The organism is Nonomuraea sp. NPDC003707, from assembly GCF_053587055.1.
Map to the genome: position 1 here is coordinate 28,460 of NZ_JBSFNK010000035.1, position 21,729 is coordinate 50,188.

The 21,729-nt window shown below is 67.4% G+C and carries 17 protein-coding genes; 6 read left to right on the forward strand and 11 right to left on the reverse strand.

The window, feature by feature from the left end; translation table 11 throughout:
• Nucleotides 1-4: 4 nt before the first annotated feature.
• The 3 genes from ACWDRB_RS52740 to ACWDRB_RS52750 are packed head-to-tail and all read right to left on the reverse strand — an operon-like array spanning nucleotide 5 to nucleotide 3,539.
• Complete coding sequence (locus tag ACWDRB_RS52740) at nucleotides 5-964, reverse strand: carbohydrate ABC transporter permease (RefSeq protein WP_449907944.1); 960 nt, start codon at nucleotides 962-964, stop codon at nucleotides 5-7.
• A complete protein-coding gene (locus tag ACWDRB_RS52745; RefSeq protein ID WP_397375510.1) occupies nucleotides 961-1,878 on the reverse strand; it encodes an ABC transporter permease in 918 nt (305 codons plus the stop codon). The genes ACWDRB_RS52740 and ACWDRB_RS52745 overlap by 4 nt, the downstream gene beginning before the upstream one ends.
• Nucleotides 1,875-3,539 carry a hypothetical protein gene (locus ACWDRB_RS52750; RefSeq protein ID WP_449907947.1) on the reverse strand — a complete coding sequence of 555 codons (1,665 nt, stop codon included), beginning with the start codon at nucleotides 3,537-3,539 and terminating at the stop codon, nucleotides 1,875-1,877. The genes ACWDRB_RS52745 and ACWDRB_RS52750 overlap by 4 nt, the downstream gene beginning before the upstream one ends.
• A gap of 310 nt (nucleotides 3,540-3,849) precedes the next feature.
• Here ACWDRB_RS52750 and ACWDRB_RS52755 point away from each other — a divergent pair, with 310 nt between their 5' ends.
• Complete coding sequence (locus ACWDRB_RS52755; protein WP_449907949.1) at nucleotides 3,850-6,546, forward strand: glycoside hydrolase family 3 C-terminal domain-containing protein; 2,697 nt, start codon at nucleotides 3,850-3,852, stop codon at nucleotides 6,544-6,546.
• A gap of 80 nt (nucleotides 6,547-6,626) precedes the next feature.
• Here the strand turns inward: ACWDRB_RS52755 and ACWDRB_RS52760 are convergent, their stop codons facing one another.
• On the reverse strand, nucleotides 6,627-6,953 hold the full coding sequence (locus ACWDRB_RS52760) for a ricin-type beta-trefoil lectin domain protein (protein WP_449907951.1): 327 nt from the start codon (nucleotides 6,951-6,953) through the stop codon (nucleotides 6,627-6,629).
• Nucleotides 6,954-6,962: 9 nt separating this feature from the next.
• Here ACWDRB_RS52760 and ACWDRB_RS52765 point away from each other — a divergent pair, with 9 nt between their 5' ends.
• A complete protein-coding gene (locus tag ACWDRB_RS52765; RefSeq protein ID WP_449907953.1) occupies nucleotides 6,963-7,364 on the forward strand; it encodes a cellulose binding domain-containing protein in 402 nt (133 codons plus the stop codon).
• 79 nt (nucleotides 7,365-7,443) lie between these two features.
• Here ACWDRB_RS52765 and ACWDRB_RS52770 read toward each other — a convergent pair whose 3' ends face one another.
• Complete coding sequence (locus tag ACWDRB_RS52770) at nucleotides 7,444-8,304, reverse strand: NAD(P)-dependent oxidoreductase (RefSeq protein ID WP_449907955.1); 861 nt, start codon at nucleotides 8,302-8,304, stop codon at nucleotides 7,444-7,446.
• Between the two features lie 93 nt (nucleotides 8,305-8,397).
• On the opposite strand from ACWDRB_RS52770, the gene ACWDRB_RS52775 reads away from it, so the two are divergent.
• The gene (locus tag ACWDRB_RS52775; protein ID WP_449907957.1) at nucleotides 8,398-8,979 is read left to right on the forward strand and encodes a TetR/AcrR family transcriptional regulator; all 582 of its coding nucleotides are present in this window, start codon (nucleotides 8,398-8,400) and stop codon (nucleotides 8,977-8,979) included.
• Between the two features lie 68 nt (nucleotides 8,980-9,047).
• Here the strand turns inward: ACWDRB_RS52775 and ACWDRB_RS52780 are convergent, their stop codons facing one another.
• Nucleotides 9,048-9,938, reverse strand: a complete 891-nt coding sequence (locus ACWDRB_RS52780) for an NAD(P)-dependent oxidoreductase (protein WP_449907959.1) — start codon at nucleotides 9,936-9,938, stop codon at nucleotides 9,048-9,050.
• Nucleotides 9,939-10,094: 156 nt separating this feature from the next.
• Between ACWDRB_RS52780 and ACWDRB_RS52785 the strand changes: the two genes are divergently transcribed.
• Together ACWDRB_RS52785 and ACWDRB_RS52790 are read left to right on the forward strand one after the other, a co-directional pair.
• Nucleotides 10,095-10,448, forward strand: a complete 354-nt coding sequence (locus ACWDRB_RS52785; protein ID WP_449907961.1) for a winged helix-turn-helix transcriptional regulator — start codon at nucleotides 10,095-10,097, stop codon at nucleotides 10,446-10,448.
• 518 nt (nucleotides 10,449-10,966) lie between these two features.
• Entirely contained in the window at nucleotides 10,967-11,419 is a 453-nt protein-coding gene (locus tag ACWDRB_RS52790; protein ID WP_449907963.1) for a DUF1801 domain-containing protein, read from the forward strand.
• Here ACWDRB_RS52790 and ACWDRB_RS52795 read toward each other — a convergent pair.
• Genes ACWDRB_RS52795 through ACWDRB_RS52815 form a run of 5 tightly spaced genes read right to left on the reverse strand, consistent with a single transcriptional unit; the run spans nucleotide 11,401 to nucleotide 20,260 of the window.
• The gene (locus tag ACWDRB_RS52795; protein ID WP_449907965.1) at nucleotides 11,401-13,704 is read right to left on the reverse strand and encodes a glycoside hydrolase family 95 protein; all 2,304 of its coding nucleotides are present in this window, start codon (nucleotides 13,702-13,704) and stop codon (nucleotides 11,401-11,403) included. The two genes, ACWDRB_RS52790 and ACWDRB_RS52795, sit on opposite strands and share 19 nt — an antisense overlap.
• A gap of 8 nt (nucleotides 13,705-13,712) precedes the next feature.
• A complete protein-coding gene (locus tag ACWDRB_RS52800) occupies nucleotides 13,713-15,374 on the reverse strand; it encodes a hypothetical protein (protein WP_449907967.1) in 1,662 nt (553 codons plus the stop codon).
• A 38-nt stretch (nucleotides 15,375-15,412) separates the two neighbouring features.
• On the reverse strand, nucleotides 15,413-16,333 hold the full coding sequence (locus tag ACWDRB_RS52805; RefSeq protein WP_449907969.1) for a carbohydrate ABC transporter permease: 921 nt from the start codon (nucleotides 16,331-16,333) through the stop codon (nucleotides 15,413-15,415).
• Between the two features lie 8 nt (nucleotides 16,334-16,341).
• A complete protein-coding gene (locus ACWDRB_RS52810) occupies nucleotides 16,342-17,253 on the reverse strand; it encodes an ABC transporter permease (protein ID WP_350737697.1) in 912 nt (303 codons plus the stop codon).
• Between the two features lie 7 nt (nucleotides 17,254-17,260).
• Complete coding sequence (locus tag ACWDRB_RS52815) at nucleotides 17,261-20,260, reverse strand: glycoside hydrolase family 2 TIM barrel-domain containing protein (RefSeq protein ID WP_449907971.1); 3,000 nt, start codon at nucleotides 20,258-20,260, stop codon at nucleotides 17,261-17,263.
• A 329-nt stretch (nucleotides 20,261-20,589) separates the two neighbouring features.
• Here ACWDRB_RS52815 and ACWDRB_RS52820 point away from each other — a divergent pair, with 329 nt between their 5' ends.
• The gene (locus tag ACWDRB_RS52820) at nucleotides 20,590-21,585 is read left to right on the forward strand and encodes a LacI family DNA-binding transcriptional regulator (protein ID WP_355211352.1); all 996 of its coding nucleotides are present in this window, start codon (nucleotides 20,590-20,592) and stop codon (nucleotides 21,583-21,585) included.
• Nucleotides 21,586-21,729: the final 144 nt, after the last annotated feature.

The window sequence follows — 21,729 nt, forward strand, 5'->3', positions numbered from 1 at the left end:
GGGTTCAGCCCTTGATGGCGCCGGTCAGGACGCCGGTGCGGAAGTGCTTCTGAACGAACGGGTAGACGAGCACGAGCGGCACCAGGGTGAGGACCACCACGGCCATCTGCAGCGACAGGGGGGCGGTCTGCGCGTGTGCCATGCCGAAGCCGGCGTTGACCATGCCGGGCATGCCGACTCCGCGGTTGACGTAGGTCAGCAGGACGTACTGCAGCGGCCACTTCTCGCTCTCTGTCGGCATGTAGAGCATGACGTTGAAGAAGGAGTTCCAGTAGCCGACGGCGTAGAACAGCGCGATCACCGCGGTCACCGCCCGCGAGGTGGGCAGGACGACGGACAAGAGGATCCGCCAGTCCGACGCGCCGTCCATCCGCGCCGCGTCGATCAGCTCGCCCGCGGTGCTGGAGTAGAAGGAGCGGAGCACCAGGATGTTGAAGACCGAGACCGCGCTCGGGAGGATCAGCGCCCACCACTGGCCATAGCCGCCGAGCCCGGTCACCACCAGGAAGGTCGGGATGAGGCCGCCGCCCACGAACATCGTGACGATCAGCAGCACCAGGATGAAGCGGTGCCCGAGCGAACGCGGCCGCGACAGGCCGTACGCGCACAGGACCGACACCACCATGGACAGAGCCGTGCCGACGATAGTGATGCCGAGGCTCACCAGCAGCGCGGTACGTACGGTCGAGTCGGTCAGCATCTCCTCATATGCCTGGAAGGTCAGGCCATCCGGCCAGATCACCAGGCCGCCTGCCCGGCCGATGGCGCCGCGGGTGGACAGGCTGGTCACCACGACGATCCACAGGGGGACCAGCACGACCAGCAGCACACCGCCGAGGGTGATGCCCTTGGCCGACTGACCGGCGGCAGTCGGCGGTTCCTGCCAGCTCGGGCGTGTCGCCCGCCGCGCTCGCGGTGCCCGCGCCGCGCGCCTGGCGCCTCCGATGGTGAATACCTTGGTCATTTCCGGTACAACCCGTCCTCGCCGAAGGAGTGCGCCAACCTGTTGGCGCCCCAGATGAGCAGGAGCGAGATCACGCTCTTGAAGAGCCCGGCCGCCGCGCCGAAGCTGTAGTTGGCCGTGGCGACGCCGTAGTAGAAGGCGTAGGTGTCGAGCACCTCCGCGCTCTCGTGGCCGACCGCGTCCCGCTGGATGAGGAACTGCTCGAACCCGACGGAGAGCGCTCCACCGAGCCGGAGCACCAGCATCAGCACGATGACTCCCCGCAGGCCCGGCAGGGTGATGTGCCATATCCGCCGGAAGGGCCCGGCGCCGTCCGCGGCCGCCGCCTCATAGAGGCCGGGGTTGATGGCGGCCAGCGCGGCCAGGAAGACGATGATCCCCCAGCCGGCCTCCTTCCACACCCCCTGGAAGGTGACCAGGAGCGCGAACGTGTCCGGGTTCGTCATCACGTCCCAGGTCTGGAGGTCATGCGAGCGCAGGAACTGGTTGAGCGCGCCCGCGCCGCCCAGCATCTGCTGGAAGATCGTGATGACCAGCACCCACGAGAAGAAGTGCGGCAGGTAGACGACCGACTGGACGAAGTTGCGCACCCGCTCGCTGAGCACCGAGTTGAGGAGGATCGCCAGCGCGATCGGGACGGGGAAAAACAGGACGAGCTGGACGAAACTCAGGTAGAGCGTGTTCTTCAGCGCGCCCCAGAACAGCGGGTCGGTGAAGAGCTGGCGGAACTGGTCGAGTCCTGCCCAGTCACTGCTCCAGATCCCCACCAGCGGGTCGTAGTACTGGAAGGCGGTGATGACCCCGACCATCGGGGCGTAGTTGAAGATCAGGAGCAGGACGACCGCGGGCGCCACCATGATCAATAGTGACCGGTCGCGGCGCAGCCTGCCCCACCAGGTCAGGCCCTCGTTCACTGGCCCGTGCCGTACTTGTTCAGCACGTTCTCGGTCATCCACCCCTTGAGCCGGTCCAGACTGCTCTTCTTCCAGGTGTCGATGACCGCCTGGACCTCGGAGACCTTCTTCTTGCCGTGGTAGCAGTCCTTGATGGCGTCGTCGATGGACTGCGGCGCGTTGGCCATGGACAGTTGCTGGGGCATGTTGATGTTCATGTTCCAGAACACCGGCTTGTAGAGAGCGTTAACATTTGCGGCCTGCCAGGCCGCGTAGTCCTTCGTGACCTGGTCGGCGCCGGGATTGCTGATCACGCCGGGCGGCGCGGCCAGAAACGGGAAGGTCTGCGGCTGGACGAACTTCTTGCCGTCCTCGTTCGCGGTCGGCACCCCGTCCTTCATCGTGTAGTGGACGCCCTCCACCCCGAAGTTGACCATCGTGTACTCGGCGGACCCGTACGGTGCGGCCAGATAGTTGGCGACCGCGAGCAACTCCTCGATCTGCTGGGGCTTCAGGCCGGCGTTGAGATAGCTGATGACGCTCGTGGAGGCGCCCATGAAGACCTGCGGCTTGCCCGCGCCGTCGTGGGTGAAGTAGTTGAACGCGGCGCGCCGGTAGCTCTTGTCGGCGGCGGTGCCCGACTCGTGGTCGGTGAGGTTCCAGCCGCCGGTGCCGCCGCCCTGGATCAGCACCTTGCCCGAGTAGAACCGGGTGGTGCCGGAGGCGTTCTGGCCTGCGATCGTGTCCGGGTGGAGGTAGCCGGCCTTCGCCATCCGGTAGTGCCAGTCGAGCGCCTCGAGGAACTGCGGCAGCTCGTACTTGTGGAGCAGCTTGCCCCCCTCGACCTTCCAGTTGGACGGGATGTCCCAGGCGGTGAAGAGGTAGGTGAACACGTCGTCGAAGGCCCACACGCCGCGCTTGGCGTCGGTCAGCTCCTTGCCCAGGTTCATCATGTCATCGACGGACTTCACCTGGTCGGCGGTGATTCCCCGCGCCTCCAGGATGTCCCGCCGGTAGTAGACGCACCCGGCGACGACGAAGTTGCTGGAGAAGCAGGGGATGCCGTACAGCTTGTCGCCCCACGCGCCGGCCTGCCAGGCGCCGGTGGGGATGGCGGCGAGGTTGGGATACTTCTTGATCTTGTCGCCGGCCAGGTAGGGGGTCAGGTCGGCGAGCTGGGTCCCGACCAGCCCGCCGATGTTGAACGCGGTGTTCCACCAGGTCGGCAGCTGGATCCAGTCGGGGAGGCGCTTGGCGGCCGCCATCGGCGGGACGATGGTGTTGTAGTTGTTGCCGTCCGCCGGCTTCATGGTGAGGGTGACGCCCAGGGCCTTGTTCATGGCCTCGTAGAAGGAGTTCCCCGCCGGCGGGACCGTGCCCCAGAGCGGAGTGACGGCGCTGTAGCTGCCGCCCTTGCCCGGCATTGCCGAGACGGTCCTGACCGCAGTGGACGGGGACGGGTAGGCCAGAAAGGCGGGGTCGGTCGCCGCTCCGGCCGGCCCTGGCACGGACGGGATGTCCGCCTTGACGGCGGTGCTCGGCACGTACGACGGAAGCGCCGCCTGGAGCCCGGTCTTGGTGTTCGTGCCGATCTTCCGCTGGGGCGCGTTGCTGCAGGCGGCGAGGAGAGGAACCATCGCCGCGGCACCGACGAAGGCTCTGCGGTTCAACTCGGGTCTCATGGGGGGTTACCCTTCGAAGTCGTCGAAGCGCTTCTATGTTGCCGTGAGACTAATGACATGTTTCTGGCGGCACAAGGGCAAGTATTAAACGAAAGTTTCCCTCCTGTGAGGCGTTGACACTCCGGCAGGCTCGTGACAGCGTCGATGCGCTTCGCTGACCCCCTCCCATCAAGCCTGCTTAGAGGTCTGACACGTGAGCTTCCCGCCTCCGTCCGCAGCCGACACGTTTCCCTTCAGGGACCCCGCGCTACCGATTCACAAGCGCGTCGACGACCTACTCGAACGGTTAACATTCGACGAAAGAATCGCGATGCTGCACCAGTACGCGCCTGCTGTACCGCGCCTGGGCATCGCCTCGTTCCGCACCGGGAGCGAAGCCCTGCACGGCGTGGCGTGGCTGGGGGTGGCGACGGTATTTCCGCAGGCAGTTGGCCTGGGTGCGACGTGGGACGAGGAGTTGGTGCGGCTGGTCGCCGAGGCCGTCTCGGTCGAGCTGCGCGCCTTCCACCGCCACCGCCCGCCCGTGATCGGCTCCGGCGCCAACAGCCTGCAGGCGTGGGCTCCCGTGGTGAACCCGTTGCGCGACCCGCGCTGGGGGCGCAACGAGGAGGGCTACTCCGAGGACCCGGTGCACACCGCACGGCTCGGCGTCGCCTACTGCCGGGGCCTGGCCGGCGATCATCCGGCCTTCCTTCGTGCGGCCCCGGTGCTCAAGCACTTCCTCGCGTACAACAACGAGGACGACCGATGCGTCACCTCCTCCGGCGTTCGTCCCCGGGTGCTGCACGAATACGATCTGGCAGCGTTCCGGCCAGTGGTCGCCTCGGGCCTGGCCACCGGCGCGATGGCCGCGTACAACCTGGTCAACGGCCGTCCCTGCCACGTCAGCCCGCTCATCGAGACGGAGCTGCGGCGCTGGGCCGAGCCGACCGGACACGAGCTGTTCGTGGTCAGCGACGCGGAGGCGCCCTCCAACCTGGTCGACCTGGAGCATTACTTCGACGATCACGCCGAATCCCATGCCGCCGCGCTCAAGGCCGGGATCGACAGTTTCACCGACCACGGTGAGGACAGCGGGACTCCGGTCGGCAGGCTGCGCGAGGCGCTGGATCGAGGACTGATCGACGAGGACGACATCGACCGCGCGGTGCGACGGCAACTTTCGCTGCGCTTCCGGCTCGGGGAGTTCGATCCGGACCTCGACCCGTACGCCGCCATCGGCCCCGAAGTGATCGACTGCGCCGAACACCGGGCTCTCGCCCTGCGCGCCGCGACCGAGTCGGTGGTGCTGCTCAAGAACGACGGCCTGCTGCCCCTGGAGCGCAACCCGCGAGTCGCCGTCATCGGACCGCTCGCGGACACGTTGTTCGAGGACTGGTACAGCGGCACCATGCCGTACCAGATCAGCGTCGCCGCCGGGCTGGAGGCGGCGCTCGGCGAGGTCGTGCGAGTGGAAGGCGCCGACCGGATCGCCCTGCGTTCACGCTCCACCGGTGAACTGCTGGGCAAGTCCTCCTTCGACGTCGTCGACTGGGGCGGCGGGGCGTCCACGCTGCGTGACGCCGCCAACGGCCGCTACCTCAGCCTCCAGGCAGACGGCTCGCTCGCCGCAGATCGGGAGGTGCTCAAGACCTGGCACATCAACGAAACTTTCTACCTTGAACCGGTCGCCGATGGCGTGGTGCTGCGCAACGTTCGCACCGGCCGGTACGCCGTCGTCGACCCCGTTGACGGGCGGGTCAGCGTCACCGCCGAAACTCCCGCCGACGCCGAGTGCTGGGAGCGGGAACTGCTCCATGACGGTACGGCAGCGGCCCGGTCCGCGGCCGAGGACGCAGACGTCGCCGTCGTGGTGCTCGGCAACCACCCGCTGATCAACGGCCGCGAGACGGAAGATCGCCGGGACCTCGCGCTGCCCGAGGGGCAGGAAGCGCTGCTGCGCGCGGTCGCCGAGGTGCGCCCCGAAACCGTGCTCGTCACCATGAGCAGCTACCCCTACGCCCTGGACTGGGCCGACGAGCACCTGCCCGCCGTGGTGTGGACGTCCCACGGCGGGCAGGAAACCGGCCGGGCGGTGGCCGCCGTCCTGCTCGGCGAGGCCGAACCGAGCGGGCGGTTGCCGCAGACCTGGTATCGCGGCGACGACGAGCTTCCGCACCCCCTGGACTACGACATCATCAAGGCGGGCTGGACCTACCAGTACCACCGGGCCGCTCCGCTGTACCCCTTCGGCCACGGGCTCTCCTACACGGAGTTCGCCTACGGCGACCTGCGGCTGTCCTCGGGAACTTTGCCCCAGGACGGTACGGTTGAGGTCTCGCTCACGCTGACCAACACCGGAACCCGGCAGGGATCTGAGGTGGTGCAGCTCTACGTCCGGGCGTTGAACGCCCGCTACGAGGCCCCTTCGCTCCGGCTCGCCGACTTCCGCAAGGTCGCGCTGTCTCCGGGCGACAGGCTGGATCTCACGTTCCGGCTGTCAGCCGAGCACCTCGCCCACTGGGACGTGGCCGGCGGGGCCTTCACCGTTGACCCCGGCGACTATGAGGTGCTGGTGGGCCGCTCCGCCGGTGACATCACCCTGACGGCGCCGATCACAGTGAGCGGTCCCGCCCCCGGGCCGCGCGTCGTCGTCGACAGGCGCACGCCGGCCGTCGACTTCGACGACCACGCGGCCATCACCCTGGTCGACGCCACCCGTACCACCGGCGACGCGGTCGCTCCCGCGAAGCACGAGCAGCCCGCGACCCTGCTGTTCCGCTCCGTCGAGCTGTCCGGCGCGGTCCGGGTCGAGGCCGAGGTCGCCGGTGTGTGTCCAGGGAAGCTGGAGTTCCTGGCAGGTGACCGGCTGCTGGCGGAGATATCGGTGCCGGCCACCGGGAGCCGCTACGCATGGATGACCGTGGCCGGCGACCTGACGACGTCGCCGGACGGCGTCCATGATCTGCAGGTGAACGTGCACGGCGACGTTCGGCTCGCGGCGTTCCGCTTCGGCTCGACCGCCTGAAATAAGCGGCCGTCCAGACCGCTGGAGCCGCCACAGGAGAGCGGGCCGGCTCCAGGGTCCGGACGGACGTCACATGGCGTTCAGACGCGGGTCCACTTCTGGTTGTTCTGGCCGTTGCATGCCCAGATCTGCACCTTGGTGCCGTTGGCGGTGCCGGCGCCGCTGACGTCCACGCACTTGTTCGCTCCGACGGCGGTGATGCTGCCATCGGCGTTGAACCGCCATTTCTGGTTGTCCCGCCCGTTGCCCTCCTCCAGCAGGAGATCGACCAGTGGACGAACGTCTTCGGCCTGAGCCAGACGCCCACCGGCACCGACACGCCACAGGCCAACTGGAACCGCCGCCGCTACGCCGACCCCGCCGGAACGGTCAAGGTCGAGGCTTACAGCATCCAGGGCGCCGGGCACAGCCTGCCCATGAGCGGCATGGCCGCCGCCGCCGTCCAGTTCTTCGGCCTCACCGGCGGCGGCCCCACCAGCACGCCGACTCCCCCGGCCGGCGCCTGCCGGGCCACGTACACACCCGACCCCTGGAACAACGGGTTCACCGCCGCCGTCACCATCGCCAACACCGGCACGGCCTCCGTCAGCGGATGGACGCTCACCTGGAGCTGGCCGGGCAACCAGCAGATCACCAACTCCTGGAACGCCACCGTCAGCCAGCAAGGCGCCCAGGTGACCGCGCGCAACGCCCCCTACAACGCGACCATCGCCGCGGGAACCGCCGTCACCTTCGGCTTCCAGGCCACCTACAGCGGCACGAACTCGGCACCCACGCAATTCGCCCTCAATGGCACGGCCTGCACCCTCGCCACGTAGCGTCGTACGTCTGATAGAGGTGCACCCGGTCAAGATGACGGCCCCGTCCGACGAGCAGGCAAGCGCGCGTGGAAGCACATCAGCGCCGCTTTAGCACGCCGATCAAGCTCGTGAGGCTGTTCTGGCTGTGGCCGGCGGTGACGCCTTGGCGGAAGATCTTCAAGACTGCGGCGGGAAGTGAGTCATCAACGCCGGATACCTGAGTGGTGCGCAGCACGTGTTCCAGGCTCGCCACGCCCATGGAGATTCGGTCGACGTCCCCCTCTTGGTTGCCTGCTGTGATGCGCGGCGCGTAGAACTCCAGGAAATAGCGGAGGTCCATGGTCTTCACCGCGTGCGGCAGAAAATCCTCCGCCGAGATGCCATTGGCCTCCGCCACCGCCTGGCCGTGCAGGTAGCCTGCCAGCGCCGTCCAGAACATGTCGATCCCGATCTGGTAGTACAGCGCCGCCAATCCCGGGTCTTCGCCGAGGTAGTCGATCCCGGTCAGCACCTCAAGGGCGGGCCGGCGCGCCTCGATGGCGTCCTTGGGGCCGCTGTAGTACGTCATCGCGTCCGGCGTGCCGATGCCCGGAGGCGGCACCTGCACGCCCCCGGTGATCTGGACGGCCCCGCGGTCGGCCAGCCACACGGCCGCCTGACGTGCCCTGTCCGGGGCGTCGGAGGTGAGATTGACCAGGGTACGTCCGACCAGGGCGGTACGCGGGGCCTGCGCCAGGATGGCATCCATCGCGTCATAGTCGGTCAGGCTCAGCACCACCAGCTCGTTGGCGGTGAGCGCCGCCTCGACGGATCCCGCTCTCCTCGCGCCCCGCGCCACCAGTTCGTCTGCCCTGGCAGGAGTACGGTTCCACACGGTCACCTCGTAGCCGCTGTCGAGGTAGGCGCCTGCCATGGCGTGTCCCATGGGGCCCAACCCGATCACCGTCACAGACTTCATCCACGCTCTCCTGACCACTAGAACGAACGCTCTATCTAGACGGCACGCTAGCACACGACTAGAACGAGCGCTCTATTCAGTACGATGGGAGCCATGCGGACCCAGCACGAGATCGGCACCCGGGAGCGGATCGTCCGGACGACCTCTCGCCTGATGCAGCGGCAGGGGTACGAGGCGACGGGCCTCAAGCAGATCTCCCAGGAGGCGCAGGCCACACTCGGCTCGGTCTACCACTTCTTCCCGGGCGGCAAGCGGGAACTGGCGGTCGAGGCGGTACGCCATGGGGACAGAGAGTTCGCGGAATTCCTGCGTGCGGCGTTCGACCAGGAGGACGATCCGGCCGCGGCGATCGTCGCCTGCACCCGCGACCTGGCCAAGGGGCTGCGCGAGTCCGGCTGGCTGGACGGTTGTCCCGTCACCACCACGGCGTTGGAGAGCGCCGGCCGGGTGCCCGAGATCCAGCAGGCAGCAGAGGACGCCTACGAGAGCTGGCGCCTGCTGGTCCGCGACAAACTCAGTCGCTCCGGCTTCGCCGACGACGTGGCGCACGACCTCGCCCACAGCGTGATCAACATGCTGGAGGGCGCGGAACTGTCGGCGCAGGTGTCCCAGAGCGAGGCGCCGCTGGAGATCGCCGGCAGGCACCTCGCACGGCTTATCGACTCCTACCGATGAGGTGAGCCGGTCCGGCCAGTTCGTCAGGTGCGGCCTTGATGGGACGCTTCGTCCGGGCCCCGTCCGGCTTATGGCTGTCGCGCCGACTTTCTGAGCACCTCGGTGAGGGCCGAGATGCTGTGATCGCCGTGGCCTGCCTCGGCTGCCCGCCTCACCAGGTCATGGAGCGGGGCGAGCCAGGCCGTGTCGACGTTCGTCTCCTTGGCCAGGTCCTCGTCGTGGACCACCCCCGCCAGGAAGAGGTTCACGGAGGAGGCGGCGTCGGTGTAGTCGCCGCCGTCGATCTCCTTGGCGTAGATCGGCAGCAGGGACTTGATCATGTCCAGCCACTTGCCGGCGAAGCGCACCATCGTGTTCACCTCCAGCCCGCGCGCCTGGACCGCGGCGGCGCCCTGGAAAAAGCCGACGAGTGCCGGCAGCAGCATGGCGCCCACCGCCATCTCATACAGGGCAGCCAGGTCGGCTTCGTCGCCGAGGTGGACGGTGTCGCCGCCCAGCGCTTTCAGAGTGGTCCCGAACTCCTCGAAGACCGTCTTGTCGCCGCTGTAGTACAGCAGGGTGTCCGGGGCTCCCACGGCCGAGGGCACGTTCTTGACCGCCCCGGCCAGAAACCGGGCGCCATGGTCGATGGCCCAGGCCGCCGTCTCGCGGCCGCCGGCCGGGGAACCGCTGTTGAGGGTGACCAGGGCCCGCCCACGCAGCGACGCGCCGGCCGGCCGCAGTGCCAGCCGGGTGTCCTCGAAGGTGGTCAGACAGGCGATGACCAGGGGACTTGCCGCCACCGCGTCCTCAATGGCCTGCGCATGCCTGGCTCCCATGGTGATGAGGGGCGCGGCTTTGGCGGCGGTCCTGTTCCAGACGGTGGTCGGGTGTCCGGCCTTGATGAAGGCCTCGGCCAGTGCTGTGCCCATCGAGCCCAGTCCGATGACGGTCACCGGTGTCCCGTTCATTGCAGTCATATGCATACTCCAGCCACAGAGATGAGGAGGCGAGCGCGCCGCGTTGGAGACCGTCCTGGTCTTGGCGCGGGCCTGATTCATGCTGGCTTGAGCACCCACATTCTCTCAAGTACCTACTTTCTTGCCGGGTACTGACATAAATGTGAGTATGAGTCGGTGAAGGAGACGAAGAAGCGGACATTCACCTGTGGTCTCGACGCAGCCATCGCCGTCATGGGAGGCAAGTGGAAGGGACTGATCCTTTTCGCGCTCCAGGATGGTCCCCTGCGCTTCGGGGAGCTGCGGCGCGCGGTGCCCGGCATCAGCGAGCGGGTGCTGATCCTGCAGTTGCGGGAGATGGAGGCCGCCGGGCTGCTGCATCGTGAGGTCTATCACCAGGTCCCGCCGAAGGTGGAATACTCGCTCACCGAGTTCGGTCATTCACTCAACACCGCGATGGCGCCGCTCGGGGAGTGGGGCGAGGAGCACATCGAGCGCATCGAGGCCCTCTCGAGGGATCAGGTGGGGTGAACTGCGCGAATGGATCGGCATGCCTCATCACCGCCTGGCTACACACTCCTGCCACCCGCCGTCGATACCGCCACGCACCTGGCTTCCGACTCGGCGAGACGATCAGGACTCACGCTTCCTTTGACCACACCACCGCCTGCGGCCGCTCTGGTCGCACGGCCCATTACGCCCTCGACGGTGCTTTGACCTGGCCACGACCACCGGCCTTGAGGCATTCTCGCCGGCAGGAAGACCTGAACAGCTCCGCTCGAAGTCGTCCAAGCCTAGGTGTCGTGTCGCAGTTCAACACGTGTCTGTTCCGCCAACTTCATCTGGAAGGGACAAAAACTGTCGGTTGCAGTTGAAGCTGTCGGCATTCGCTCGTAGTTGTCGGTGTTCAGGTTGAGCTGACGGATTTCGTCCTCGCTTTACGCTCTTGGGAGCAGGTGTACGCCCGTGGTACTGGGGTTCGCGACGGCCGGGATCGGGGTCCCCTGTGCCCACCACTATTTGTCACACCGGCGTGGGAGCATGACGTCATGGTGACCTCGAAACAGCCGGTGACGGTCCCGACTGACGCCAGCGTGGACGATTTCCTGGCCGCAGTCTCTGACGAACGCCGACGGGCCGACGCGGAGCGCCTCCGCGCGATTCTGTGCGAGGTGACCGGTGAGCCTGCGGTGATGTGGGGCCCCAGCATCGTCGGCTTCGGCAGCTACCGCTACACCTACGCGAGTGGGCGCACGGGCGACTGGCCCTTGGCGGGCTTCTCACCACGCAAGCAGCAACTCGTCGTCTATTTGGTGGGCGGGTTCGAGGAGCGGCACGCATCTGTGCTGGCCCGGCTCGGTCCGCACAGGACCGGAAAGGGATGCCTCTACCTGAAGCGACTCGACGACGTCGACGAGAGCGCGCTGCGCGAGCTCATCGACCGCACGGTGCGGGTGCACAAGGGCGTTGACCGGGCCACCAATCAGGTGCGGGCCGTGTAACGACGGCCGGGCAGGCCGTTCCACGCCAGGCGGAGCCGACCGGGGATCGCTCCCCCCACCTCGGCAAGAGGCACTTGCGTGCCGTTTGCGTCGACGACGTTCAAGGGCGGGGTGTCCCCGGGTATTTCGACGACTATCCTTCCGGGCCGGCCGGCCGTGACGTCCACACGGGCCAGGGTCCCCGCCCGCCAGGCGAGCTCGACCTGATGTCCGCCGCGGCAGCGGATGCCTCGTGCTGATCCGGTGTGCCAGCTCGGCGGCAGCGCCTTGAGCAGGCTGATCGCTCCCTCATGGCTCTGCACGAGCAGCTCGGTCATCCCGGCGGCACCGCCCAGGTTGCCGTCGATCTGGAAGATGTTGCCGCCGGGCCAGTCGCCATGCGGGTGCAGATCGAGCAGAGATTCCGAGCTCAGCTCGTTGAGCAGGACCGAGATCGCCCGCTCGGCGAGCTCCGCGTCACGCAGGCGGGCGGCCAGGCAGAGGGTCCACGCCTGGCTCCATCCGGTGTAGCCGCTGCCGTGTTCCAGACGGTGCCGCAGCGCCCGGCGAGCGGCCGCGAAGTGGTCCGGTGTGGCCGCTTCGGTGATGCGGGTGCCTGGATACAGGCCGTACAGGTGGGACAGGTGGCGGTGGCCCGGCTCGCGCGGTGGTCGCTCGTCGTACCACTCGAGCAGCTCGCCACCCGATCCGACCGCCACGTCGCGCAGGTCGGCCAGCGCGGTCCGGGCCCGCTCCACCTGGTCTTCCTCCTCAGAGGAGTGGCGCCGGGCCAGGCTCACGTATCGCGCCAGCACCTCGCGGACCAGTTCCTGGTCCATCGCCGTTCCCTCGGACACGGCCGCGTGAGCCGAGGCGCTGACGAGGAAGTGGTGCTCGGGCGAGGTGGAGGGGCTCATCACGAGCTCGCCTCGCCCGTCCGGGACCAGCATGTCCAGTGCGAATCGCGCCGCCGCCCGGAACACCGGCAGAGCGGTCTCCGCGGCGAACTCGTCGTCCGCCCCGTAGTCGAGGTGGTCCCAGAGGTGAGCCGACAGCCACAGGAGCCCCGACGGCCAGTTGGCCCACTGGGGATCGCCGGACACCGGCGTGGAGAACCGCCAGAGGTCGGTGTTGTGATGCACGACCGAGCCGCGGGCCGCGTAGTACCGGCGGGCCGTCTGCTCTCCGCTCCGGGCGAGCTCGCGCGTCAGCCGGAACAGCGGCTCGTGCAGTTCGGGGAGCCCGGTGGACTCCGCCGCCCAGTAGTTCATCTGGAGGTTGATGTTGGTGGTGTAGTTGCAGCTCCAGCCGGGACGGACGTCGACGTTCCAGATGCCTTGGAGGTTGGCCGCCTGGGTACCCGGGCGTGAGCTCGAGATCAGCAGGTACCGGCCGAGGTGGAAGAAAAGCTCGGCCCCGGCTGCCTCGGACCCGGATCCCGAGAGGTCCAGATCAGCCCGGTCGAAGTAGCCGCGGTAGTCCTCGCGATGTCGCGCGCGCAGCTTCGACGTCTCGATGGACAGGGCTCGCGCGACCCGCTGCTCGGCCTCGGCGGCTATCGACCGGCGATCGGTGCTGGGCCGCTGGTCGTAGCCGCGGAAACCGCTCGCCGCGGCGGCGATGAGCCGCACCTCTCCGGGGCCGGTCCGGTGCACCGCCACGGCCACGGCGAACCCCATCCCCTCCTCGGTCGCGTAGACGACGGCCGGCTCCGCATCGACGTAGTTCGGCAGCACGTGTGCCGGCGCGCGCCCGGTGGCCACGAGCCAGTGGACGCCTTTCTCCTCCCGCTGCTCGATCTCCATGGTCGGGTGCTCCGAGCGGAACGCGGGCGCGGCGACCTCGTCCCCACCCGTGGCCGACATCACGAGGACTCCGTCGGGTGCCGAGACGAAGCTCCCCACCCGCACCGGCCCATAGGTCGTGGTCGTGACCGCCTCGGCCAGGTCGAGCTCGCGGAGGTAGCCGTCAAGGGGACGGTCCGCGGCGTAACCCCATTCCAGCCACCCGAGTGGCTGGTAGGACTGGGTGTAGCCGGGCCCCTGCAGGGAGCGGGCGAGCTGGTCGGCGCGCAGGTGGTCGCGCTCACGGATCGCCTGCCGCAGCTCGGGAAGCAGCTCGCCGGCCGGAGGGCCGCTCTCCGGGCTCCCGGGACCGCCCGACCAGACGGTGTCGAGGTTGAGGTCGACGCGCTCGACCCCGGCCCGCCCGTGCACCGTCGCGCCCAGACTGCCGTTCCCCAGGAGGAAGGCGTCGTGGAACGCGGCGGCGGGAGCGGCCAGCCGGATGCGGTGTCGTTCGTCCATGTCGTTTCTCACTGAGCGTCGTATGCCTGCTGCTGGATCTGCAGGTATCGCTGCAGGCCGAGGCCGTTGAGACCGTCCAGGTAAGCGGTCCAGTCCTGGTCGCTGTCGATGTTCTTCTTGCCGGTCACGAACTCCAGGTTGGACTGGCCCACGTAGTTCTGGATGTTGGTCTGCAGCGTCGCGGCCTCGGCGGTGACGTCGGTGCCGAGCCACAGGTTCCAGGACGGGAAGATCTGGTCCTTCGGCACCTTGCCCTCATACAGCTTGGTGGCGTCGAAAAGCCTTCGCTCGTAGCCTTCCGGTTTGTCGGTGTCGGTCGGCTGGACCTGGGCGTCGCGGAACGCCCTGGTGCTGTTGTACTGCGTGAGCGCTCCCCATCCGGCGTTGGAGGGCGCCGCACCCGGCTTGGCGGGGAGCACTTTGTACAGGGGCTTCAGGTTCTTGTCGAGGGCCACGTCGCCGCCATCCGGTTTCTTCCAGCCGACGCCCTCCTGGCCGAATTGGCCTTGCACTTGCCCCTCGTCGGTGAAGATGTAGTCGAGCATCTTGATGGCGGCGATCTGGTCCTGCTCGGTGGCCTTGTTCGTCAGGACGAACGTGGCGCCCGGAAGGCTGGGCGAGCTGTAGGACGTGTAGCCGACTCCTTCGGGGCCGGTCAGCGGGGGCACCGCGTCGTAGTCCTTGTCCCGCCCGTCCTTCTGGCCCAGGGTGACCATGAGCGCCGGGTGGAGCATGGTCCCGGCCCCGACGATCACTGCGTCGGCGTTGTCCCCCTTGGCCTTCAGCGCGTCCCCGTTCTGGGTGAAGGCACCCGGGTCGATGAGTCCCTCCTTGTAGAGGGAGGCGATGTAGCGCAGTCCCTCACGCCATTTGGCCTGCGCGGCCTGGAGCTGGACCTTGCCGTTGTTCAACGCGAGCGTCGAGGCGGCGACGCCGGCCCCGCGCGGGTCGTAGATGAAGGCGTTCATGAAGTAGGTCAGGAGCGGATCGCCGGTGGCGGCCGTGAGCGGGATCTCGTCGGCCTTGCCGTTGCCGTTGGGGTCCTTGGTCTTGAAGGCCCGCAGGACGGTGCGCATCTCCTCGGTCGTCTTCGGCATGGACAGTCCGAGTTTTTTCAGCCAGGCCGTGTTGAGCCAGAGTTTGGCCTGGTAGGAGCAGTGGTAGCAGTCGTTCCACTCCGGCAGGCCGTAGATCTTGCCGTCGGGCGCGGTGGCCATCGTCTTGTAGGCGGGGGTCGTCTCCAGTGCCTTCTGGATGTTGGGCGCGTACTTGGCGATCAGGTCGTTGAGCGGCAGGATCACGCCCTGCCTAGAGAGCTTGAGCAACTCGGGCCGGGCGAACTGATCCACCCATGGGACAAGCAGGTAGAGGTCGGGGTAGTCGCCGCTGGCCAGCGAGATCTGCCGCTTCTCCGCCGCAGGGGCGGCGTCGTAGGTCGTCGTCTGGAACACAAAATTGATCTTGAATTTGCCGCTGAGCAGCTTGGTGTAGGCGTTGGTCTGGAGATTCTGGTCGGCGCCTTGCGGAATGAAGACCGTGAGCTCGGTCATTCCTCCCTGGCTTGCCGAGCCTGCGGACTTCTCGCCGGACGACGAGCAGGCGGCAATGGGCAGGGCGGCCAGCGACAGTGCGGCGAGCAGGGCCGCTTGCTTTCTGGGCAGGGTGGACATGGGTCATGCCTTTCGGGGGGTGAAGGACGGCCGCCGGGCTAGCCCTTGATCGCGCCGATCATGATTCCCTTGGTGAAGTAGCGGGCGACGAACGGGTAGATCAGCAGCACGGGAACCGTGGAGATGACGATCAGGGAGTATTTGAGCAGGTCGGCGAGCTGCTGCCGCTGCATCATGACGGCGGCGTCCATCTGGCCGCCGGCCTGGGTGTTGAGGATGATCAGGTTGCGGAGTACGAGCTGGAGCGGATACAGCTCGTCGCTCTTGAGGTAGAGCAGCGCGTCGAAGTACGCGTTCCACTGCCCGATCGCGTACATCAGGGCGACTACCGCGATCATGGGCTTGGCCAGCGGCAGCACCACCGACCAGAGCACGCGCAGGCTGCTCGCACCGTCGATCTCGGCGGCCTCGTAGAGCGAGTCGGGAATGCTGTTGCGCAGGTAGGCGCGGGCGATGATGACCTGCCAGACGCCGATCGCCCCCGGCACGATCAGCGCCAAGCGGGTGTCGAGCAGGCCGAGTTTCTGTACGACGAGGTAGGTGGGGATGAGCCCGCCCGCGAAGATCATCGTGAAGACGATGAACGCGGTGATGACGTTGCGGCCGTAGAAATCCTTGCGGGAGAGCGGATAGGCGATGGCGATCGTGAGCACGACGCTGACGAGCGTTCCCACGACGGTGTAGAAGAGCGAGTTGGCGAACCCCGTCACGATCTGCGGATTGCCCAGCGCCACCTCGTAGCCCCGGATCGAGAAATCGACCGGCCACAGCCACACCCGGCCGGACGAGACGGCGTTCGGGCTGCTGAAGGAGCTCGCCACGATGTACATCAACGGCAGGAGGACGACCGCGAGGAACGTGGCGAGCAGCAGGAAGACGCAGGCCATGAAGAGCCGGTCGACACCGGAGTCCCTGACCCGGCCGGGGCGCAGGCGCCTCTTCTCCGCGGTCCGCGTCATTGTGCCGGTCACCACAGACCACTCCCGGAAACACGCTTGGCGATGAAGTTGACCCCGATGAGAAGCAGCAGGTTGATCACCGAGTTGAACAGTCCCACCGCGGTGGCCTGGCTGAAGTCGGCGTTCAGCAGGCCGACCTTGTAGACATAAGTGGCGATGATCTCTGAGTTGCCGAGGTTGAGCGGGTTCTGCAGGAGGAACGCCTTCTCGAACCCGACCGCCATGATGTTGCCCACGCCCAGGATCAGGATGATGATCGCCGTCGGCATGATGCCCGGGATGTCGACATGGACGATCTTCTGCAGGCGCGTCGCTCCGTCGACTCGGGCCGCCTCGTACAGGCTGGGGTCGATGCCCGACAGTGCGGCCATGTAGACGACGGCCGAATAGCCCGCCGTCTGCCAGATATCGCTCCACACGTAGATGTGGCGGAAGTAGTCCGCGTCACCCAGGAGGTCGGGCGCGTCCACGCCGAAGAAGCCGAAGGCTCTGTCCATGAGCCCGATCCGTGGCGACAGGATCAGAATCACCATGGAGACGACGACCACGGTGGAGATGAAGTAGGGCGCGTAGGTGACCAGCTGGACCGTGCGTTTGAAGGCACGCAGCCGGACCTCGTTCAGCGCGAGGGCCAGGATGATCGGGATGGGGAAGCCGGCCAGGAGGAAGTACACCGACAGCAGGAAGGTGTTCTCGACCAGCTTCCAGAAGACGGGGTTGGCGAAGAATGCCGAGAAGTGCTTGAGACCGACCCACTCGCTGCCCCAGATCCCGTCGACGACGCTGTAGTCCTTGAACGCGATGACCGCGTTCGTCATCGGGATGTACTTGAAGATCACGAAGTAGGCCAGCGGCACGACGATCAGCAGGTAGAGCTGCCAATAGCGCCGGAAACTCCGCCTGGCGGCACTCCACTTCATAGCCGCGTCACCGCACCTGGGCGAGGCGGACCAGGAGTGAGCAGGTGTGGGGGTACAACCGGTGGGCCGGCCATGCGTCGGGGCCGCAGGAGGCCGAGCCGAGCCCGTAGTGGGCGATGTCGAGGTTGAGCCAGAGCCTGCCGTCCGGGACCAGGTCGGTGGTGTGCCGCGCCGCGTCCAGCGCTTCGCTGGTCCAGGGCCGCAATGTCACGTCAACGCCGGAGGGTGCGGTGATACGCAATCGTTCGCCGGTCTGCCAGGAGATCTCCGCGGATCGGACGGCGCCGCGGTTGCCGTTCTCCTGGGGAAAGACGTAAGGGGTCTGCAGTTCTGCCACCTTGGCCCGGTGACGGCCGAGCCGGGCCGCCAGCCGGCTGTCGCGATAGTTCTCCCCCGGGCCGAGTCCGTACCATTCGAGAGTTCCGTCACCGCCGGGGAGCCCGATGCGTAGGCCCAGGCGAGGTACGGCGCCTCGCTTCACACGGCTGGAGTCGTGCATGAGCGCGGCCAGATCGGTGTCGAACCGGCCTACCGGGCTCAGGTGGAGGCGCAGTTGGAGGTCGCCCTCAGGACTCGCGGACCAGATCATCTGTGTCCGCATCCCGGCCTCCCGTCCAGCGGCCATGCTCACCGTCTCGACGACAAGTTCGCCATCCCCTGGCTGCACCCGGGCGGTACGGTGTTCGAGCCGGTCCAGGCCGAGATCACGCCAGGCTTTCGCCTGTCCCAGCCAGGCCCGGTCATTGTCGGTGGGCGCACGCCAGAGATCCAGCCGAGGGCCGAGCACGGGCAGCTCGCCGAGCATGACAAGTCGCCCGTCGGAGTCGAATTCGGCGGTGCCCAGGCGGTACCCGTGGTGGGACACCTCGATCGGAAGGCCCTCGGTGAAGCCGTGCTCCTGCCGCCGGGCTTCGGCCAGGATCCGCTGGGCGAAGGCGATCTCGTGGCCCGCGGGCACGCCGTCACGTTCCTTGGCCCGCGACGCTTGAACGGTGAGGACGACCTCGCCCGAGGCGTCGCCGGCCAGCTCGGCGATGGTGTCGTCGAGCCGGACCCGGGTCGTGCCGCGCGGAGGAACCGGTGGGACTTCGACGATGCCGCGGCCCAGCTCGGCGCCATCCTCTTCGAGGAGCCATCGGAAGTCCAGGCCGGAGGTGTCGATGTGATCGAACCTGCTCCGGACGGTCAGCGTGCTGTCGTCGTCGATGGACAGGACGACCGGCGCGATCGCGGCCTTGTACTCCAGCAGCCCGGGAGACGGAGTTCGATCCGGGAAGACGAGGCCGTCGGCGATGAAGTTGCCGTCGTGCACGACCTCCCCGAAATCCCCGCCGTAGGCGTAGAACGGTTGCCCGGCGTTGGGACCCTCGGTCGCGCGCTGCAGGATGCCGTGGTCGATCCACTCCCAGACGAATCCACCGTGCAGCCGCGGGTACCGGTCGAACAGTTCCTCGTACTCCGCCAGGCCGCCCGGGCCGTTGCCCATCGCGTGGGCGTACTCGCAGAGGATGACCGGAAGCGCGCGACGATGGGCATCCGCTTGGGCATCCACCGTGCGCTCGTCGGCGCCCTTGCCGATGAGCTCCAGTTCGCCGATGTCCACGTACATCCGGCTGTAGACGTCGACGTAAGAGCTGTCGTAGTCGCCCTCGTAGTGAATCAGCCGGGTGCTGTCGCGGCGGCGGGCCCATTCGGCCATCGCCCGCAGGTTGTCGCCGACGCCGCACTCGTTACCCATCGACCACATGATCACGGACGGATGGTTCTTGTCGCGCTCGACCATGCGCTCGACCCGATCCAGGTAGGCAGGTCTCCACCGCGGGTCCGCGGAAGGGTTGCGCTCCCAGCCGACCTGGACGAAGCCATGGGTCTCGAGATCGCATTCATCGATGACCCACAGGCCGTACTCGTCACACAGGTCGAGGAAGCGGCTGTCCGGCGGGTAGTGGCTGGTCCGCACCGCGTTGATGTTGTGCTGCTTCATCAGCAGGACATCGGCCAGCATCGTCTCCGGGTCGAGCGTGCGGCCCGTCTCCGGATGCCACTCGTGCCGGTTGACGCCGCGGAAGCGTACCGGCGACCCGTTGACGGTGATGAGCCCGTCCACGACCCGAACGGTCCGGAATCCGATCCGGAGCTCGATGGACTCCCCCTCGCTTCTGAGCACCCCGGCGTACAACCTCGGGGTCTCGGCGCTCCATGGGCCGACGTCGGGTATGCGGAGGCTCTCGCCCGCCGGCAGGCCGGTGACGCCCAGCTCCGGGATGTCGACGACGGCCGGGACGTCCGTCTCGACGCGGAGGATGCCTTCCCCTGCCTCGTGATCGAAGTCGGCTTGGACGAAGTGGTCGCCGATCGCACCCACTGGACGTTCCAGGAGGGAGACCGAGCGGAAGATCCCCGAGAGCCACCACATGTCCTGGTCTTCCAGGTAACTCGCCGCCGACCACTGGTGCACCCGGACGGCCAGGACGTTCGGCCCCTCCCGCAGGGCGTGCGTCACGTCGAACTCGGTCGGCAGCCTGCTGCCCGTCCCCCAACCGAGCTCCACTCCGTTGAGCCACACCGTGAAGTGCGAATCCACGCCTTCGAACCGCAACACCCAGCTGGTGACTCCAGGCCTGTCCATCTCGAAGGTCCGGCGGTACTCCCCCGTCGGGTTGGCGTCCGGCGGGTGAGGCGGGTCGATCGGGAACGGGTAGATCACATTGGTGTACGCGGGTCTTCCCCATTGCGCCTGCCCGCGCTCCAGCAGGGTGCCGTCAGGACCGCGGAGGCCTTCCATCTGCCACGACCCGGGCACCCGCAGCGCGGCCCAGGCGGAATCGTCGAAGTCAGGACTCTCGAAGCCGTCACTCATTTCCCGAAGGCGGGCAGCCAGGTGAAATGTCCAATAACCGGCCAGGGGGATGGAGCGGGCGCTGCCGGCCGAGCTGGCGCGGGGTTTCAGTCGGCCTGCGCCTGGCTCGAAGGATGAGACGTTACGGTCTGCTTCGCTGAAGGACAATGTTCCACCGGCCCATGAAAGATGATGGATGGGATCCGCACGCTCGCCCGCTACCTGGTAAACGACCCTTTCGGGCGGGGAGAGCACCGGGGCGCAGTCTCGTCTTGATGCCGTGGCACAGGTTGCAGGGGCGGGACCAGCGCCGTGAAGGTTCACGAAGCAGGTACCGTGAACGTTCACGACATTGGCGTGAAACACAACCTAAACATCGGTGGTTTGGCTGTCAATAGTCGGTATTCGGGCAGATTCCGCAGGTTGTCGCGAGCGACGACGGCTTGTGGCCCTGTCCCGTCAGTACGATCGATCCAGGCAACGAACCTAGGACGGCGATGGCGAAACGCGTGACGATCAACGACGTGGCCCAGGCCGCCGGGGTCTCCCGGCAGACCGTGACCCGGGCCATCAACGACATGGGGGAGATCAACGAACAGACCAAGCAGCGCGTGCTTGAAGCCTGCCAGCGGCTCGGATACCGGCCGAGCCGGTTCGCCCGCAACCTGGTCGTGCGGAAGAAGACCCGCGCGATGGGCTATTTGGTGGCCTCCTTCCGCAACCCGTACTTCACCGAGATCGCCGGCGACCTGCTCAACACCGCGGCCGAGCGCGGCTGGCACGTGGTGATGGCCTCGACGGAGACGGAGGACGAGGCGAGCGCGCTCGACATGCTGTCAGGCCAGGTGGACCTGTTCGTCGGGCACTTCGGCCAGGACGACGACGATCTCGTCAAGACCAGCCGCGGCATCCCGCTCGTGATGCTGGAGCGGACCGGCAGCCTGCCCGGCATGCACTCCGTCGAGGTCGACATCCGCGAAGGCGTGCGTGAAGCGATCGAGGCCCTGCGCGGCAAGGGAGCGCGGCGCATCGGCATGATCGATTCCGCCTACTCCCTGCGCTTCTCCCCCACCTACGCGCCTTCCCCGCGGCGCGGGTACTTCGAGGAGTTCGCCGGGGCCGAATCGGCGGACATGATCGTCATCGGCGAGGAGTCGATGGCCGGTGGCGGCCGGGCGTTCGCCGAACTCGTCGGCGCCCATCCGGAGATGGACGCGGTACTGGTCTTCAACGACCTCATGGCGATCGGCGCGGTGCAGGCCTCGCACGCCCTCGGCATCGACGTCCCCGGCCAGGTGCGGATCTGCGGCATCGACGGTCTCACCCTGGGCGAGGCCGTGCATCCGACGTTGACGACGATGTCCATCGATCGCCACGCGCTGGTGAGCAACGCACTGGACATCGCCGACGCGCTGGCCGCCGCCGACTTCGGCGAGCTGCCGTCCATGCGGCGTACGGTGCGCCCACGCATGCTGTGGCGCGAATCCGCTTGACGCACGCTCATTGACACATGGGCACCCGATCTTTACGGTGAGGCTTCGCACGGTTGCCGTGAACGTTCACGGCCACCATGATTCCCCCCTGGAGAGCTGTTCATCGTGCCCTTGCCCTACAGCACAGTCCGTCGCGCGCATCGG

Excerpts from the sequence above, each read along its gene's own strand:
- ACWDRB_RS52740 (WP_449907944.1), bottom strand. The coding sequence starts at position 964 with ATGACCAAGGTATTCACCATCGGAGGCGCCAGGCGCGCGGCGCGGGCA.
- ACWDRB_RS52750 (WP_449907947.1), bottom strand. The coding sequence starts at position 3,539 with ATGAGACCCGAGTTGAACCGCAGAGCCTTCGTCGGTGCCGCGGCGATG.
- ACWDRB_RS52755 (WP_449907949.1), top strand. The coding sequence starts at position 3,850 with ATGCTGCACCAGTACGCGCCTGCTGTACCGCGCCTGGGCATCGCCTCG.
- ACWDRB_RS52765 (WP_449907953.1), top strand. The coding sequence starts at position 6,963 with ATGAGCGGCATGGCCGCCGCCGCCGTCCAGTTCTTCGGCCTCACCGGC.
- ACWDRB_RS52770 (WP_449907955.1), bottom strand. The coding sequence starts at position 8,304 with ATGAAGTCTGTGACGGTGATCGGGTTGGGCCCCATGGGACACGCCATG.
- ACWDRB_RS52775 (WP_449907957.1), top strand. The coding sequence starts at position 8,398 with ATGCGGACCCAGCACGAGATCGGCACCCGGGAGCGGATCGTCCGGACG.
- ACWDRB_RS52780 (WP_449907959.1), bottom strand. The coding sequence starts at position 9,938 with ATGACTGCAATGAACGGGACACCGGTGACCGTCATCGGACTGGGCTCG.
- ACWDRB_RS52790 (WP_449907963.1), top strand. The coding sequence starts at position 10,967 with ATGGTGACCTCGAAACAGCCGGTGACGGTCCCGACTGACGCCAGCGTG.
- ACWDRB_RS52795 (WP_449907965.1), bottom strand. The coding sequence starts at position 13,704 with ATGGACGAACGACACCGCATCCGGCTGGCCGCTCCCGCCGCCGCGTTC.
- ACWDRB_RS52800 (WP_449907967.1), bottom strand. The coding sequence starts at position 15,374 with ATGTCCACCCTGCCCAGAAAGCAAGCGGCCCTGCTCGCCGCACTGTCG.
- ACWDRB_RS52805 (WP_449907969.1), bottom strand. The coding sequence starts at position 16,333 with ATGACGCGGACCGCGGAGAAGAGGCGCCTGCGCCCCGGCCGGGTCAGG.
- ACWDRB_RS52810 (WP_350737697.1), bottom strand. The coding sequence starts at position 17,253 with ATGAAGTGGAGTGCCGCCAGGCGGAGTTTCCGGCGCTATTGGCAGCTC.
- ACWDRB_RS52820 (WP_355211352.1), top strand. The coding sequence starts at position 20,590 with ATGGCGAAACGCGTGACGATCAACGACGTGGCCCAGGCCGCCGGGGTC.